Below are 14,128 nucleotides of genomic sequence, written 5' to 3'. Positions count from 1 at the left end.
GGCCGGGGGCGGCGAGCCGTCGCCCCCGGCACTGCACAACCGTTCGGAGAGAGAAGCCGTGTCCGCTGAATTCCCGTACGTACGCCCGCGCCGACTGCGGCAGAGCCCGGCGATGCGCCGCCTGGTCGCCGAGACCCGGCTGCACCCGGCGGAGCTGATCCTGCCGCTGTTCGTCCGCGAGGGCGTCAGCGAGCCCGTCCCGGTCAGCTCGATGCCGGGCGTGGTCCAGCACTCCCGGGACACCCTGCGCAAGGCCGTCGTGGAGGCGGCCGAGGCGGGCCTGGGCGGCGTCATGCTGTTCGGTGTCCCGCAGGTGCAGGACGCGATCGGCAGCGAGGGCACCAACCCGGACGGCATCCTGCAGCAGGCGATCCGGGACGTGGTCTCCGAGGTCGGCGACTCGCTGGTGGTCATGTCGGACCTCTGCCTGGACGAGTACACCGACCACGGCCACTGCGGCGTGCTGGCCGCCGACGGCAGCGTGGACAACGACGCCACCCTGGAGCGCTACGCCGAGATGGCCCGGGTGCAGGCCGACGCCGGCGTCCACCTGGTCGGCCCCTCCGGCATGATGGACGGTCAGATCGCCGTCGTCCGGCGGGCGTTGGACGAGGCCGGCCACCAGGACGTGGGCATCCTCGCCTACACGGCCAAGTATGCCTCGGCCTTCTTCGGCCCGTTCCGCGAGGCCGTCGGATCCTCGCTCAAGGGCGACCGCAAGAGCTACCAGCAGGACCCGGCCAACGCCCGCGAGGCGCTGCGCGAGCTGGAGCAGGACCTCGCCGAGGGCGCCGACCTGGTGATGGTCAAGCCGGCCATGGCCTACCTGGACATCCTGCGCCAGGTCGCCGACGCCTCCCCGGTGCCGGTCGCCGCGTACCAGGTGTCCGGCGAGTACGCGATGGTCGAGGCGGCCGCCGCGAACGGCTGGATCGACCGGGAGCGGATGATCATGGAGACGCTCACCTCGATCCGCCGGGCCGGCGCCGAGCAGATCCTCACCTACTGGGCCGTCGAGGCCGCCGCGATGCTGAAGCAGAGGTAACTCGCAGGCCGAACGCAGAAGGCCGGGCCGCTCCCCGTCGGGGGCGGCCCGGCCTTCCGGGTTCTACTCCCAGCCGTTGACGTGGGCGAAGCCCTCGCCGCGGCCCGTCAGGTCGGTGGAGGTGGCGGCGCCGCAGCCGAAGCCGCCCGCGGTGGTGTTGCTGGTGTGGGCGAGGCCGAAGCCCTCGCCGGCCACGAACGGCTCGTCGGCGGTGGCGACGACCGCGCCGCCGCCGACCAGGCCCACGTGGGCGAAGGCGGGGGTGGCGGCACCGGCGAGTGCCAGCGCGGCGGTGGCGGTCAGCGCGGCCTTGGCCAGCATGCTCTTCATGGATCTGCCCTCTCTCTGGGAGCGCCCGCACGGGCGCTCTGACACGTGTTCACATCCGGCCGCTCGGCCCGACGCCCCGCCGGGCCGGACGGCCGGTCACCCGGCCGGTCCGCTGCTGCGGCCGACCGGACACTTCGTCCGCCAAGCCCGGAGGGCCCGGGGAGACCTTCCTCCCCGGGCCCTCCGTCCGTGCGGTGCCCCTTGATCAGCCGATCAGGTGCGAGATACCCGCGTCGCCCGAGGACTGGGTGTTCTGGCCGACGTTGCAGATCTGCTTCGGGGTGCTGTTCAGGATCGGCACCTCGATCGGAACCGCGGCACCGGCAGCGGCGATGGCGATGTTGTGGATCTCGGGCAGGCAGATGTTCGGGTTGTCCAGGGTGTGGAAGTTCGGGCTGCCGTTGCCGTGGGTGCCGGTCTGGTTGGTGCCGCCGTTGCCCTGGACCGTGGTGGCGGCGCCGTCCGAGTCGACGATGGCGGAGGCCGAGCCCGCGGACATCGCGATGGCGGCGGCGGCCAGGCCGGCGGCGGCGAGGGACTTCTTGATCATTTCCGGTTTTTCCTCTCGAAGGGTGAATCGGGGGACGATTCGAAGGGTGGTTCAGGGGCCCTGCAGGGGAGTGCAGTTCTGGGGGGGCGTCAGCCGACCAGGTGGGAGACGCCCGCGTCGCCGTGGCTCTGGGTGCCCTGGCCCTGGGTGCAGTACTGCCTGCCACCGCTGTTGGCGATCGGGACCTCGACCGGGATGGCCAGACCGACCCCGCTCACGGCGATGTTGTGGATCTCGGGCAGGCAGATGTTCGCGTTGTCCAGGAAGTGGAAGTTCGGGCTGTTGTTGCCGACCGTGCCGGTGAAGTTGGTGCCACCGTTGCCCTCGATGGAGGCGGCGGCGCCGTCCGCGTCACCGATGGCCGAGGCGGGCGCGGCTGCGGCGGCCAGCGCGGCGACGGCCAGGCCGGCGGCGGCGAAGGACTTCTGGATCATGGGGAGATCCCTCTCTGAAATGCTCTTGGTTTCCGTGCGTACAACGCGTAGAACGAACGCTCAGACCCGGTCTGCAGTCACTGACGTCCAGATCAAAGAATGACGGCACGGAAGGTTACGGGGATTTTTGAAAAGAGTCCGGGAGGCGCGGCGACAGGGGGTTTCCGGTCGGATTATTGGGCCGAACCAGTTAACCGGCGCAATCCGCGCTCCCGGTCACTCGTTGAGACAGATTGTTTTCCGGCTGCGCCCGCGTAGCCGTTCCTCAGTGAACCCCAGTACGGACAGCAGAACGGTGAAAAGCATGAAGTTCTCCAAGCGGGCCGGCGCGATGTTGCTGGCGGTCGGTGCGGGCATGCTCGCCTCCCAGGGACCGGCCTGCGCCGCCCCGGTCGGCCTCGACCACGTCGGAGCCCTGGAGGACGCACTGGCCACCCAGCAGGTCCCCGCGGACGTGCCGCTCACCCCGCTGGGCAGCCATGTCTCGGCCGGCATCCCGACCTCGCTGCTCATGCCGCCGGTGCCCGGCCGGACCACCAGCACCAGCACCGAGCTGGTCCCGGAGCGGATCGTCCCCCAGCTGAGCACCGGCAAGGTCGGCCCGAGCGCCAAGGCCGAGCTGCCGCTCCCGCTGGTCGACCAGGGCGCCGACCTCGGCCAGGTGCTGCTGGACGCCCCGACCGCGCCGCTGCACGCCGACACCCCCGGCCTCAGCCTCGGCAAGCCGCTCTCGCTCGCCCAGGACGGCGCCGGCCAGCTCGCCGACGGCCGGCTCAAGGTCGGCGAGGTCGACCCGAGGCTGCTCACCGGCGCCGTGCAGGCCGTCCCCGGGGCCAGCGCGAGCCTCGGCGGCGACGACCAGCGGCTCTCCGTCACCGACGAGGTGAACGACCTGACGGCGACCACCGCCGCCACCACCGCCGGTGTGGTGCAGCAGACCGGACTGTCCGACCCCGCAGCCGCCACCGCGACCGCCACCGGGGTGCTGCAGTAGGCCGGGCTGACCGGCCTGACCCAGCTCTGACCAGCCGTCGGGCGCACCAGGAGCCCGGCACCCCGCCGCGCGAGCGGGGTACCGGGCTCCTGGTGCGCCCGACGGCTCAGCCCGGCAGGGCGCCGGTCAGCCCGCCGACCAGCGGCAGGTCCTTGACGCCGCCGCCCGCGCTCAGCGGACCGGTCAGCGTGCCGGTGCCGACCGGGGCCAGGCCCTGGTCCGGCTGGACGGTCGCGCCGTTGTTGAGCACGTCGGCCGAGGAGTTGGCCCACGGGTCCAGGCGCAGGCTCTTGAGCGGCGCGACGCCGTAGCCGAGCCCGGCCGTCGTCCCGTTCAGTGCCTGCCCGACGTCGGTCTTGGCCAGCGAGGCCGGGCCCGCCGCGGGCGGCTGGCCCGAGGCGGTGGCGGCCTGCGCGGAACCGGCGCCGAGCAGTACTGCCGCGCCGACGGCGGCGGCCAGGCCCGCCCCGCTCTTCATCGAAACCATGCGGATCACCCTTCGGTGGATCGGTGTCCCGGACGGTCGGAAGTCGCCCGGGGATGCCGAACTGCCCCCCGGCCGGCTGGTCGGGGGGCAGTTCGGCCGGAACACGTGCCGATCGGGGATCAGCAGTCGTCCGCGGGCTTCGGGTGCATCTCCACGTTGGCGCAGCTGTTGCCGAACGCCGGGTTCAGCAGGCCGCCCGCGCTGATGGTGTTGCCGCACAGGTTGAGCGGGATGTGGATCGGCACCTGGATCTGGTTGCCGGAGAGCACGCCGGGGGAGCCGGCGGCCACACCCTCGGCGCCCGCGCTGGCGGCGGCGGAGCCCGCCGCGCCCAGCACCAGGCCGGCGGCGGCGGCGGAGAGGATGGCGACCTTCTTCACGTTCTGCATGGGGGTTGATCTCCTCGATCACACATGGTTGGAGCGTGCCGCCCCCCGGCGCTGCGGAGCGCGGCACGTGCTCGGTGAATCAGCTGTCGCCGGTGCGGCGACCGCCGGTTCAGCCGGCGTTGACGCAGGTGTTGCCGAACGCCGGGTTCAGCAGGCCGCCCGCGCCGATGCTGTTGCCGCACAGGTTGATCGGGACGTGGATCGGCACCTGGATCTGGTTGCCGGAGAGCACGCCGGGGGAGCCGGCGGCCACACCCTCGGCGCCCGCGCTGGCGAACGCGCCGCCGGCGGCACCGAGCACCAGGCCGGTGGCGGCCAGCGACAGGGCGGCGGCCTTCTTGAGGTTACGCATGAATTTCCTCCGAGTTTCTGCCCGACGGAAGGGAAATGTCGGGAGCCGGGCGAGCACGAATACTCGCCTGATGGCTTCAGGGATCGCCGTGATTGTCACTCCGACGGCGCACACCGGCGTGTTCCGCCCATGGCTCGGGCGTCGACGCAGCCGCCGCGTTGTTTCCGGTGCCTCGCGAACGATTTCCGCGCGGCCGGGAACGATTCGGACAAAGGCGCGACCGGGAATTCCCGGTCAGGCGTTCAGGCGGTGTCGTCGAACGCCGGGTTCTTGGGGGGCCCGCCACGTCGACCGACTTGCCGGTGGCCTCGGTGCCGACGGGCCGTGGGCGAGCTGCGCATGGGCGGTACTCGATTTCATTGAGTAGGGCCGGTTGGATCGTCTTCGCCAGGGAGAACGAGGCGGCGCGCGGGGGGAAACGGTCCGGCCCGTCGATCACCCGAATGCCGGTCAGAGGCTCCGCTGCTCCGGACGGGTGACAGTGCGCGCACCGTCGCAACCGGTCCGGACGGGTGTCGTTCTTGATGTCGCACTCCCCGTGCATCTCTGTTGAACAGTCAGGAGGCTCACATGAGCATCAAGAAGACCGCCGCCGTCGGCGCGGCCGTGGTGGGCATCGTGGCCGCCGGCGCCGGCACCGCGATGGCCAGCTCCGGCGCCGAGGGTGTCGCCGCCGGTTCCCCCGGTGTCATCTCCGGCAACCAGATCCAGGTGCCGATCCACATCCCGCTCAACCTGTGCGGCAACACCGTCGACGCCGCCGGCCTGCTGAACCCCGCGTTCGGCAACCACTGCGCCAACGTGGGCTGAGTCCACACCCGGTTCGGCCGGTGAGAGCCGCCGTTGCGCGTTTCCCTCCTGGGGCGCGGAACGGCGGCTCTTCTTTCTGTGCCCGCACGTTCCGGTGGTCGCGCGGTCACGCGGACTGCGTGTCAGAAGTCTTGTTGGACTACTTGTCAGTACCTAGAATCCGAGTCCTGCTCACCTTCCTGCTCTCCCCTTGGCCCGCGCCGCTCGGCGCCCACCCGGCCGGGCGGTTCCCCACCCCGCAAGGAGTCGCGTGTGATCAGGTCCCGCCTGTCGGCGGCGCTCGCCACCGGCGCCCTCATAGCCACCCTCGGCCTGGCCGGCGCCCCCGCCGCCCTCGCCGACTCCGCCCCCGCCCCGGCACCCGGCGCCGTCAAACCGGCAGCGGTCGTCGCCCTCGGCGACAGCGCCATCTCCGGGGAGGGCGCCGGCACCGACACCGGCGACGGTTACTTCCCGGACACCGACAGCCCCACCGACTACTGCCACCGGCACCCCAAGTCGGAGATCTTCGTCACCGACATCCCCGGGGTCACCCCGATCGACCTCGCCTGCTCCGGCGCCCAGACCGGCGACCTGGTCAGCGACCCCGAGCTGGCGAAGATCACCGGCGCGGGCAGCGGCGACTTCGGCGAGCCCAAACAGGACGTCAAGCTCGCCGACGCGGCGTCCAAGTACGACGTCAAGCTGGTCGTGGTGACGATCGGCGCCAACGACGACTTCGACTTCAGCGGCATCATGATGCACTGCCTGGCGCAGTACTTCCCGGTCCCCAAGGACCAGGGCTGCCGCGACACCATCGGCAGCGACGAGATCCTCCGGCGGGCCAAGGGCGTCCAGCCCAAGGTCGTCGCGGCGCTGCAGAACATCCGGCAGACCATGCGCAAGGCCGGCTACGCCGACTCCTCGTACCAGCTGGTCTACCAGTCGTACTTCAACCCGATCACCCCGGACATCCGGCGCAACGACTACCTCGGCAAGGTCGCCGACGGCTGCCCGGCCTTCCCCGAGGACCTCGCCTGGGGCCACAACTGGGTGGTCCCGACCCTGAGCGACGCGCTGCGCGGCGCGGCCGAACAGGTGCCCGGCGTCCGGTACCTGGACCAGCGGCGGGTCGCCTTCGGGCACGAGGTCTGCGCGGAGTGGACCAGTTCCCCGTACGAGTACTCCAACGGGGACGTCATCAACCTCTCCGAGTGGGTGCGCAACGGCTGCGACTCGCAGATCGGCATCCCCGGCCTGTGCATGAACATGGTCCGCCAGTCGTACCACCTGCGGGTGGCCGGCTACCGCGGCGAGGGCGTCTGCCTCGGCCAGTTCTACGCCCGGCCCGAACTGACGCAGGCCTACTGCACGCTCAACCAGCAGAACACCACGTCGATCCAGCCGCTCACCCCCGGGAAACCCTTCGGTGACGGCCCCGAGGACGGCGCCTGGTACCAGCTGACCAACGCGGGCACCGGCAACGCCCTGGACCTCACCGGCGGCGGCACCTACGGCGACTCCACCAACGGCCGGGCCGCCATCAGCTACCCGGCCGGCGGCGGGCTGAACCAGTCCTTCGTGCTGGAGGCCAAGGCCGGCGGCAGCTACGAACTCGACTTCAGCGGCAACCGCGACATGTGCCTGGACGCCAACGCGGCCGCCACCGCCCCCGGCACCCGGATCCAGCAGTGGCGCTGCAACGGCGGCGGCAACCAGCACTGGGTCTTCAAGCCGGCCGGCGACGGCCGCTACAAGATCGCCGACTCCCAGGACCAGAGCAGGGTCCTGGCAGCCGGCAGCACCCTCGACGCCAAGGGCAACCCCTACGTCGAGCTGGCCACCGACACCGGCGCCGCCAACCAGCTCTGGCAGCTCACCAAGCTCGGCATCGTCTACGTCCAGGGCTGACCCCCCGGGCACCGCTCAGGCCGTCGCCGCCCCCAACCGGGCGGCGACGGCCGCACCCACCGGGTACGGCGTCTCGACCGGCAGCAGCGCCGGGTCCCGCTCCAGCCGCACCCGCCCGGCCAGCTCGGTGACGTCCGAGATCCGCCGGATCCACTCGTCCGCGTACCGCCGCACCGCCTCGCCGCGCAGTCCGACCTGGACCGCCCGGTGGTCCAGCGGCCGCAGGTGGAGGTCGCGCTCCGGGTCCCACTGCACCCGGACCGGGCTGTGCCGCAGCTCCCGCTTCCACGCGGCCTGCGAGTCGTGCACCCGGCCGGTGTAGGCGCTCAGCACCGCCTGCTCCAGCGCCCAGTCGAAGCCCTCCCGGCTGATCTCCAGCGCCAGCACCCGCTCCTGCCCGGGGCTCCTTCCCCAGTCGCTGCGGTGCATCATCCAGAGGAACGACGGCTTGATCCAGGTCATCCGGTCGCGCTTGAACGCCTCCGGGAACCGCCCGTCGGCCGCCGCGGGCTCGGCGATCTCCGGTGGAAACGCCTGGTAGACGGTGATCGTGTCGGCGGTGTGGGCGGCCCGGATCCGGCGGGTCGGCGGGGTGCTCGGCATACCCGGAATCGTCGCGGGCGCCGCCGCCGGGGCGCCAGCGGTTTTCCCGCCAGGGGTGTGCCGTAGGCTCACGGGAAAATCGTTGCGCCGGAGCCGCGCGGACCACGAGCGGGGCGGGGAGTACCCAGAGCAGATGAGCACGGCATCGAGCACCGAGTCGTCCAGCACCGAGCCCGGGGCGTCCGCCGCGGCGACGCCGGCGCCGTCCGAGGAGCGGACGGCCCAGCGGCCCGGGCGGTTCGGGGCGCTGGTGGACCGGTTCGCGCCCGCGCTGGGCGCGTACGCGGTGGTCAAGGCCATCGGCCTGACCGTCTTCATGCTGCTGCTCTCGCACACCGGCGACTACCTGAAGAAGCAGCCGGGGCGCGGCGGCGGCGCCAACCCCTGGGACGTGCTGAGCACGTGGGACGGCGTCTGGTACCAGCGGATCGCCGACAACGGGTACGACCCGCAGCTGATTCCGCTGCACGGCTTCCCGCTGGCCACCTACTACGAGAACTCGGCCGCCTTCTTCCCGCTCTACCCGTGGCTGATGCGGCTGGTCGGCGCGGTCACCGGGCTCGGCTCGTACGGTTCCGGGATCGTGGTCTCGGTGCTCGCCTCGCTGGTCGCGGCGGCCGGGATCTTCGCGATCGCCGAGCGGCTCGGCGGTTTCCGGGCGGGTGTGACGGCCGCGGTGATCTGGGGCCTGTTCCCGGGTTCCGGCGTGGAGTGGGCGGTCTACTCGGACTCGCTGTTCGTGGCGCTGTCCGCCTGGGCCTGCTACTGCGTGATGACCCACCGCTGGCTGACGGCCGGTCTGCTGGCGCTGGTGGCGGGCCTCAACCGGCCGACCGCCGCCGCGCTGATCGCCGCCGTGTCGATCGCCGCGCTGGTCGCGCTGGTGCGCCGGACCGACGGGGTGGCCCGTCCGCTGACCGCGATGCTGATCACCCCGTGGGGCCTGATCGGCTTCGTCGCCTGGGTCGGCTGGAAGATGGGCGACTGGGGCGGCTACTTCAAGCTCCAGCGGGGCGCGTGGAACCGCTACTTCGACGGCGGTGCCTCCACGCTCCGCACGATCATGGACGTGATCACCGGCCACTGGGACTTCTGGCAGTCCAACCCCGTCCCGGACCTGATCGCCATCGCCCTGCTGATGGCCCTGCCCGGACTGCTGGTGCTGCTCTGGCGGGCCCGGCCGCCGCTGGTCCTGTGGGTCTACACCGCGCTCACCATCGCCACCGCGCTGAGCAGCAACCAGATCTTCGGCAACATCTCGCGGTACCTGTTGCCGGCCTTCCCGCTCTGCATCGGCCTGGCGTTCGCGTTGCGCCGGGTGCGGGTGTCCTCGCTGGTCGGGCTGTTCGCGATGCCCGTGATCGCGGCCGGGTGGTACGCCGGCTATGCGCTGTTCGAGTTGGGCATTCCGTAGACCCGGCTTTGGTTGGCAACGGGATCATCCGGCAGCAGACGGGCCGTTGCTAACCTCGGACGTATGACGACGACCCCGCCCGTACGGCAGATCCGCGACATCTCCGGCCTGCTGGACCACGCGAGCCACGTGCTGGCCACGCGCATGTCGGCCGCTTTCACCGAGCTCGGGATCACCCCCCGCGCGTACTGCGTGCTGTTCCACGCGCAGGAGGCCGAACGCACCCAGATCCAGCTGGCCGAGCTGAGCGACCTGGACAAGACCACGATGGTGGTCACGGTGGACGAGCTGGAGAAGGCGGGCCTGGCCGAGCGCCGGCCGTCCGCGACCGACCGCCGGGCCCGGGTCATCTCCGTCACCGAGGCGGGCGCCCGCGCCGTGGTGCAGGGCACCGCGATCGCGGACCGGGTGCACCGTGAGGTGCTGGAGTCGCTGCCGCAGCCCGAGCGCGAGGTGTTCGTCTCGGCGCTGTCGCACCTGGTGGACGGCCCTCTCGCGGAGCCGGTGGAGAGCGACCGCACCGTACGCCGGGCCCGTCGTTCCCGCGGGTAGGCCCACTTCGCCGAGCACCTCGCACACCTGCTCCCGAGATAGATAGTCCCGAACAAAACAATCTGATAGCGTTCTACTCGGTACTCGACGAACCGGGAGAACCGCCATGACCACGCACGCCCCGGCCGCACCCCTCGCGGCCCTCGCCCGCTCCCGCACCCTCGCCCTCGCGGTGCTCTGCGCGGGAATGCTGATGATCATCCTGGACGGCTCGATCGTCACCGTGGCCCTGCCGGCCATCCAGGAGGACCTCGGCTTCTCGCCGTCCGGGCTGACCTGGACCGTCAACGCCTACCTGATCGCCTTCGGCGGCCTGCTCCTGCTGGCCGGCCGGCTCGGCGACCTGATCGGCCGCAAGCGGGTCTTCGTCGCCGGGCTCGCCGTCTTCACCGCCGCCTCGCTGCTCTGCGCCGTCGCCACCAGCCCCGGGCTGCTGATCGGCGCCCGCTTCCTCCAGGGCGTCGGCGGCGCGCTCGCCTCCTCGGTCAGCCTCGGCATGATCGTCACGCTCTTCCCCGAACCGCGCGAACGCGGCCGCGCGATCGGCGCGTTCAGCTTCGTCGGTGCGGCCGGCGCCTCGATCGGCCAGGTGCTCGGCGGGGTCCTCACCCAGGCCCTCAACTGGCACTGGATCTTCCTGATCAACCTGCCGCTCGGCATCGCCGCCGCCCTGCTCGCCGTCCGGGTGCTGGAGTCCGAGCGCGGCCCCGGCCTGCGGGCCGGCGCCGACGCCCTCGGCGCCGCGCTGATCACCGCCGCCCTGATGCTCGGCGTCTACACGATCGTCGGCACCGGCGAGCACGGCTGGGCCTCCGCCCGCACCCTCGGCCTGGGCGCGCTCGCCGTCGCCCTGCTGGCCGCGTTCCTGTGGCACGAGGGCCGGGCCGCCCAGCCGCTGCTGCCGCTGCGGATGTTCCGCTCCCGCAACGTCTCCGGCGCCAATCTCGTCCAGGTCCTGACCATCTCCGGGATGTTCGGCTTCCAGATCCTGGTCGCCCTCTACCTGCAGAACGTCCTCGGCTACGGGGCCGCCGCCACCGGCCTCGCGATGCTGCCGGCCGCGGTCGCCATCGGCGCGGTGTCCCTGCTGCTGTCGGCCCGGCTGAGTGCGCGCTTCGGCGAGCGCCGCGTCCTGCCGGCCGGTCTCGCCCTGCTGGTCGCCGCGCTCGGCCTGCTGGCCCGGCTGCCCGCCGACGCCGACTACGCCGTTCACCTGCTGCCGACCATGCTGCTCGTCGGCGGTGGCGGCCTGGTGCTCTCCACCCTCGCCGTCCTCGGCATGTCGGGCGCCGGTCCGGACGACGCGGGCGCCGCCTCCGGCCTCTTCAACACCACTCAGCAGATCGGCGGCGCGCTCGGGGTCGCCGTCCTCACCACCCTCGCCGACGGCCGCACCGCCACCCTGGCCGCGGCCGGGCAGGCCGGCGCCGACGCCCTTGCCGGCGGCTTCCGGCTCGCCTTCGGGATCGCCGCCGGCCTGCTCACCGCGGCGCTGCTGGTCGCCGCCACCGTGCTCAAGTCGACCGCCACCGAAGAGAATTGATGTCAAGTCGACTCGCCTCACCCCGGCCCGTGTCCAGCGGTTCGGGGCGCGGCGCTGCGGCCATTGCCGCGGTCGGCGTCACGGCCGGTGTTGCGAGCGGCGTCGCGGGTGGCCTTACGGCCAGACCAGGCAGTACAGCTGGTGCCCGGCGTCGTGCAGCCGGTTGGCGAAGTCCTGCCACTCGTGCAGCATGCTGTAGATCACGAAGGCGTCCCGCGGCCCGCGCCGGTCCGGCACGGTGGACCAGATGAAGGCGGCGGCGCCGAGCTCGGTCTCGTCCGCCTTGCGGAGCGGTTCGACGACGTTGTGGGGGAGTTGGACGACGGCGTAGTCCGGGTGCAGCACGACGAGTTCCAGCGGGGGCACCTGGTGCAGCGGGACGCCCTGGATCCCGGTGAGGACCATGGCGCTCATGGTCTCCGGCTTGATCTTGGTGGAGAGGTGGCCGGTGGGGGAGCCGCTGGTCTCCATCAGGTCGCCGAGCCGCCCCAGCGAGCCGAGTTCGCCGGCGTCCAGGCCGAGTCCGCCCGGGCCGAGGGCGGTGGGGACTCTGGCGGCGGTGGCGCGGTCGGGGGCGCCGAAGTATTTGTACGTCACCCCCACGCGTCCCTCACCCCGCCTCTCGCCGCCGCGGCGACCACGTCCCGTACCCGCTCCCGTACCCCCGCGTGCGGTCTCGGCGGGCCTGCGGGAGCCCCCCGCGGCCTCGTCGTAACCGTCCTGCGCCTCGGACACTCGGACCATCCTCACCGGAATTCGCCGGAATCGACAGACCCCCGCACGTCCGGCGTCCCTCCGGACGTGCTCCTTACCCGTCATGCGCCGCCGTACCCACTCGCGGTACGCGGCAGTCCTCTCCACACCCCTGTACACAAACCGGAGCGCTCGCGCACTCTGTGTACACAGTCTGACTGGTCCGTCCTCCGGAGCGCTCAGCGGCCCCGTCCGTACGGACTGTACGGACAACCGTACAGACAACGGTGCCCGGATCATCGTTCCAGATGATCGGGTCCGACATGCAGAGGGCAAGGACACGATTTGAGACCATGTCTCCCGTGAGCTACCCGTACGAAGCCCCCCAGTCCCAGTCGCTGTTCGATCGCGCCTCCGTGGTGACGCCCGGCGGCGTCAACTCCCCGGTGCGCGCCTTCCGCGCGGTCGGCGGCACGCCGCGCTTCATGGTGTCCGGCACCGGCCCCTACCTGACCGACGCCGACGGCCGCGAGTACGTCGACCTGGTGTGCTCGTGGGGTCCGATGATCCTCGGCCACGCGCACCCCGCGGTGATCGACGCCGTCCAGCGGGCCGTCACCCGCGGCACCTCCTTCGGCACGCCCGGCGAGGGCGAGGTCGAGCTGGCCGAGGAGATCGTCGCCCGGGTCGCCCCGGTCGAGCAGGTCCGCCTGGTCTCCTCCGGCACCGAGGCCACCATGTCCGCGATCCGGCTGGCCCGCGGTTTCACCGGCCGGGCGAAGGTGGTGAAGTTCGCCGGCTGCTACCACGGTCACGTGGACGCCCTGCTGGCCGCCGCCGGTTCCGGTGTGGCGACCTTCGGCCTGCCGGACACCCCGGGTGTCACCGGCGCCCAGGCCGGCGACACCATCGTGCTGCCGTACAACGACCTGGCCGCCGTCGAGCAGGCCTTCGCGGCGCACCCGGGCGAGATCGCCTGTGTGATCACCGAGGCCTCGCCCGGCAACATGGGCGTCGTCCCGCCGCTGCCCGGCTTCAACGGGGGCCTGGCCCGGCTCTGCCGGGACAACGGCGCGCTGTTCATCTCCGACGAGGTGATGACCGGCTTCCGCGTCTCCAAGGCCGGCTGGTACGGCCTGGAGGCCGCGAACGAGGGCTGGGCGCCGGACCTGCTGACCTTCGGCAAGGTCATGGGCGGCGGCTTCCCGGCCGCGGCCTTCGGCGGCCGCGCCGACGTGATGGCGCACCTGGCCCCGGCCGGCCCGGTCTACCAGGCGGGCACCCTGTCCGGGAACCCGATCGCCACCGCGGCCGGCCTGGCCCAGCTGCGCGGCTGCACCGACGAGGTGTACGCGAAGGTGGACGCCGTCGCCGCCGAGGTGTCCGGCCTGGTCGCCGAGGCGCTCGCCAAGGAGGGCGTGGCGCACCGGCTGCAGACCGCCGGGAACATGTTCTCGGTGTTCTTCACCGACGCCGCCGTGACCGACTACGACCAGGCGAAGGCCCAGGAGGCGTACCGTTTCACCGCCTTCTTCCACGCGATGCTGGCCGAGGGCGTCTACCTGCCGCCGTCCGCGTTCGAGTCCTGGTTCGTCTCGGCGTCCCACGACGAGCGGGCGATCGAGCGGATCGCCGCCGCCCTGCCGGTCGCCGCGCGCGCCGCTGCCGCCGCCACGGCCTAGGGACTGTTCTGAATTCAGATCATGAGTTCGTGGATTCGGGCGCTTCGGCGGTGCTGCTGCTGGTAGAAGAAGGCCATGACACGCGGAGATCTGACGGACGGTGAGTGGGAGCTGGTCGAGCCGTTCCTGCCGATGGCGGCGACAGGGCCGATCCCGGACCTGCGGCGGCAGTTCGATGCGATCATGTGGCGGTTCCGGGTGGGCAGTCCCTGGCGGGACATCCCCGAGCGGTACGGCAACTGGTCCACGATCTACGGCCAGTTCCACTCCTGGGCGCTCAAGGGCGTCTTCCAGGTCTTGATGGACGGGATGATCGCTGAGGCCGCCGCGCGCGGCCAGGTTGACTTGTCGCTGGTCAGC

17 protein-coding genes are annotated in these 14,128 nt (G+C 71.9%); 9 read left to right on the top strand and 8 right to left on the bottom strand.

Going from position 1 to position 14,128, the window contains the following annotated elements; all coding sequences use genetic code 11:
* The first annotated feature begins 58 nt into the window (after window positions 1-58).
* Window positions 59-1,045: a porphobilinogen synthase gene (gene hemB / locus ACZ52R_RS00085; protein WP_465615990.1), complete on the top strand. Its 987-nt coding sequence runs from the start codon at window positions 59-61 to the stop codon at window positions 1,043-1,045.
* A 63-nt stretch (window positions 1,046-1,108) separates the two neighbouring features.
* Here the strand turns inward: hemB and ACZ52R_RS00080 are convergent, their stop codons facing one another.
* The 3 genes from ACZ52R_RS00080 to ACZ52R_RS00070 all read right to left on the bottom strand — a co-directional run bounded on the left by ACZ52R_RS00080 (window position 1,109) and on the right by ACZ52R_RS00070 (window position 2,359).
* Window positions 1,109-1,375, bottom strand: coding sequence for a hypothetical protein (locus ACZ52R_RS00080; protein ID WP_465615992.1), 267 nt, complete (start codon window positions 1,373-1,375; stop codon window positions 1,109-1,111).
* Between the two features lie 205 nt (window positions 1,376-1,580).
* A complete protein-coding gene (locus ACZ52R_RS00075) occupies window positions 1,581-1,925 on the bottom strand; it encodes a rodlet layer protein (RefSeq protein ID WP_465662490.1) in 345 nt (114 codons plus the stop codon).
* A gap of 89 nt (window positions 1,926-2,014) precedes the next feature.
* Complete coding sequence (locus ACZ52R_RS00070; protein WP_280675437.1) at window positions 2,015-2,359, bottom strand: rodlet layer protein; 345 nt, start codon at window positions 2,357-2,359, stop codon at window positions 2,015-2,017.
* Window positions 2,360-2,663: 304 nt separating this feature from the next.
* On the opposite strand from ACZ52R_RS00070, the gene ACZ52R_RS00065 reads away from it, so the two are divergent.
* Window positions 2,664-3,353: a hypothetical protein gene (locus tag ACZ52R_RS00065; protein WP_465662488.1), complete on the top strand. Its 690-nt coding sequence runs from the start codon at window positions 2,664-2,666 to the stop codon at window positions 3,351-3,353.
* Window positions 3,354-3,459: 106 nt separating this feature from the next.
* Here ACZ52R_RS00065 and ACZ52R_RS00060 read toward each other — a convergent pair whose 3' ends face one another.
* From ACZ52R_RS00060 to ACZ52R_RS00050, 3 genes are all read right to left on the bottom strand, one after another.
* Window positions 3,460-3,840 carry a hypothetical protein gene (locus tag ACZ52R_RS00060; RefSeq protein ID WP_465615998.1) on the bottom strand — a complete coding sequence of 127 codons (381 nt, stop codon included), beginning with the start codon at window positions 3,838-3,840 and terminating at the stop codon, window positions 3,460-3,462.
* Between the two features lie 119 nt (window positions 3,841-3,959).
* Window positions 3,960-4,229 carry a chaplin gene (locus ACZ52R_RS00055; protein WP_465616000.1) on the bottom strand — a complete coding sequence of 90 codons (270 nt, stop codon included), beginning with the start codon at window positions 4,227-4,229 and terminating at the stop codon, window positions 3,960-3,962.
* 109 nt (window positions 4,230-4,338) lie between these two features.
* Complete coding sequence (locus tag ACZ52R_RS00050) at window positions 4,339-4,581, bottom strand: chaplin (protein ID WP_465616002.1); 243 nt, start codon at window positions 4,579-4,581, stop codon at window positions 4,339-4,341.
* Between the two features lie 570 nt (window positions 4,582-5,151).
* Here ACZ52R_RS00050 and ACZ52R_RS00045 point away from each other — a divergent pair.
* Both ACZ52R_RS00045 and ACZ52R_RS00040 read left to right on the top strand, forming a co-directional pair.
* Window positions 5,152-5,391, top strand: a complete 240-nt coding sequence (locus tag ACZ52R_RS00045; protein WP_465616004.1) for a chaplin — start codon at window positions 5,152-5,154, stop codon at window positions 5,389-5,391.
* Window positions 5,392-5,643: 252 nt separating this feature from the next.
* Window positions 5,644-7,281 carry an RICIN domain-containing protein gene (locus ACZ52R_RS00040; RefSeq protein WP_465616006.1) on the top strand — a complete coding sequence of 546 codons (1,638 nt, stop codon included), beginning with the start codon at window positions 5,644-5,646 and terminating at the stop codon, window positions 7,279-7,281.
* A gap of 15 nt (window positions 7,282-7,296) precedes the next feature.
* On the opposite strand, the gene ACZ52R_RS00035 is transcribed toward ACZ52R_RS00040, so the two are convergent.
* Window positions 7,297-7,884, bottom strand: coding sequence for a DUF4291 domain-containing protein (locus tag ACZ52R_RS00035; RefSeq protein WP_465616008.1), 588 nt, complete (start codon window positions 7,882-7,884; stop codon window positions 7,297-7,299).
* 133 nt (window positions 7,885-8,017) lie between these two features.
* On the opposite strand from ACZ52R_RS00035, the gene ACZ52R_RS00030 reads away from it, so the two are divergent.
* The 3 genes from ACZ52R_RS00030 to ACZ52R_RS00020 all read left to right on the top strand — a co-directional run bounded on the left by ACZ52R_RS00030 (window position 8,018) and on the right by ACZ52R_RS00020 (window position 11,393).
* The gene (locus ACZ52R_RS00030; RefSeq protein ID WP_465616010.1) at window positions 8,018-9,298 is read left to right on the top strand and encodes a hypothetical protein; all 1,281 of its coding nucleotides are present in this window, start codon (window positions 8,018-8,020) and stop codon (window positions 9,296-9,298) included.
* 63 nt (window positions 9,299-9,361) lie between these two features.
* Window positions 9,362-9,850: a MarR family winged helix-turn-helix transcriptional regulator gene (locus tag ACZ52R_RS00025; protein ID WP_360495600.1), complete on the top strand. Its 489-nt coding sequence runs from the start codon at window positions 9,362-9,364 to the stop codon at window positions 9,848-9,850.
* A 106-nt stretch (window positions 9,851-9,956) separates the two neighbouring features.
* Window positions 9,957-11,393, top strand: a complete 1,437-nt coding sequence (locus ACZ52R_RS00020; RefSeq protein ID WP_465752296.1) for an MFS transporter — start codon at window positions 9,957-9,959, stop codon at window positions 11,391-11,393.
* 114 nt (window positions 11,394-11,507) lie between these two features.
* Here ACZ52R_RS00020 and ACZ52R_RS00015 read toward each other — a convergent pair whose 3' ends face one another.
* Complete coding sequence (locus ACZ52R_RS00015) at window positions 11,508-11,990, bottom strand: hypothetical protein (protein ID WP_121174810.1); 483 nt, start codon at window positions 11,988-11,990, stop codon at window positions 11,508-11,510.
* Window positions 11,991-12,439: 449 nt separating this feature from the next.
* On the opposite strand from ACZ52R_RS00015, the gene hemL reads away from it, so the two are divergent.
* Window positions 12,440-13,768 carry a glutamate-1-semialdehyde 2,1-aminomutase gene (gene hemL, locus ACZ52R_RS00010; protein ID WP_465662484.1) on the top strand — a complete coding sequence of 443 codons (1,329 nt, stop codon included), beginning with the start codon at window positions 12,440-12,442 and terminating at the stop codon, window positions 13,766-13,768.
* Window positions 13,769-13,843: 75 nt separating this feature from the next.
* Window positions 13,844-14,128: transposase (locus ACZ52R_RS00005; RefSeq protein ID WP_465752294.1), on the top strand; the 285-nt coding region annotated here is incomplete at its 3' end.

The organism is Kitasatospora sp. NPDC034023 (assembly GCF_055575795.1).
This window is presented reverse-complemented; position numbering and strand designations above follow the sequence as displayed.

Coding starts and splice junctions, on each gene's coding strand:
- ACZ52R_RS00070 (WP_280675437.1), bottom strand. CDS start 2,359: ATGATCCAGAAGTCCTTCGCCGCCGCCGGCCTGGCCGTCGCCGCGCTG.
- ACZ52R_RS00025 (WP_360495600.1), top strand. CDS start 9,362: ATGACGACGACCCCGCCCGTACGGCAGATCCGCGACATCTCCGGCCTG.
- ACZ52R_RS00055 (WP_465616000.1), bottom strand. CDS start 4,229: ATGCAGAACGTGAAGAAGGTCGCCATCCTCTCCGCCGCCGCCGCCGGC.
- ACZ52R_RS00020 (WP_465752296.1), top strand. CDS start 9,957: ATGACCACGCACGCCCCGGCCGCACCCCTCGCGGCCCTCGCCCGCTCC.
- ACZ52R_RS00045 (WP_465616004.1), top strand. CDS start 5,152: ATGAGCATCAAGAAGACCGCCGCCGTCGGCGCGGCCGTGGTGGGCATC.
- ACZ52R_RS00065 (WP_465662488.1), top strand. CDS start 2,664: ATGAAGTTCTCCAAGCGGGCCGGCGCGATGTTGCTGGCGGTCGGTGCG.
- ACZ52R_RS00060 (WP_465615998.1), bottom strand. CDS start 3,840: ATGGTTTCGATGAAGAGCGGGGCGGGCCTGGCCGCCGCCGTCGGCGCG.
- ACZ52R_RS00050 (WP_465616002.1), bottom strand. CDS start 4,581: ATGCGTAACCTCAAGAAGGCCGCCGCCCTGTCGCTGGCCGCCACCGGC.
- hemL (WP_465662484.1), top strand. CDS start 12,440: ATGTCTCCCGTGAGCTACCCGTACGAAGCCCCCCAGTCCCAGTCGCTG.
- ACZ52R_RS00035 (WP_465616008.1), bottom strand. CDS start 7,884: ATGCCGAGCACCCCGCCGACCCGCCGGATCCGGGCCGCCCACACCGCC.
- ACZ52R_RS00030 (WP_465616010.1), top strand. CDS start 8,018: ATGAGCACGGCATCGAGCACCGAGTCGTCCAGCACCGAGCCCGGGGCG.
- ACZ52R_RS00075 (WP_465662490.1), bottom strand. CDS start 1,925: ATGATCAAGAAGTCCCTCGCCGCCGCCGGCCTGGCCGCCGCCGCCATC.
- ACZ52R_RS00080 (WP_465615992.1), bottom strand. CDS start 1,375: ATGAAGAGCATGCTGGCCAAGGCCGCGCTGACCGCCACCGCCGCGCTG.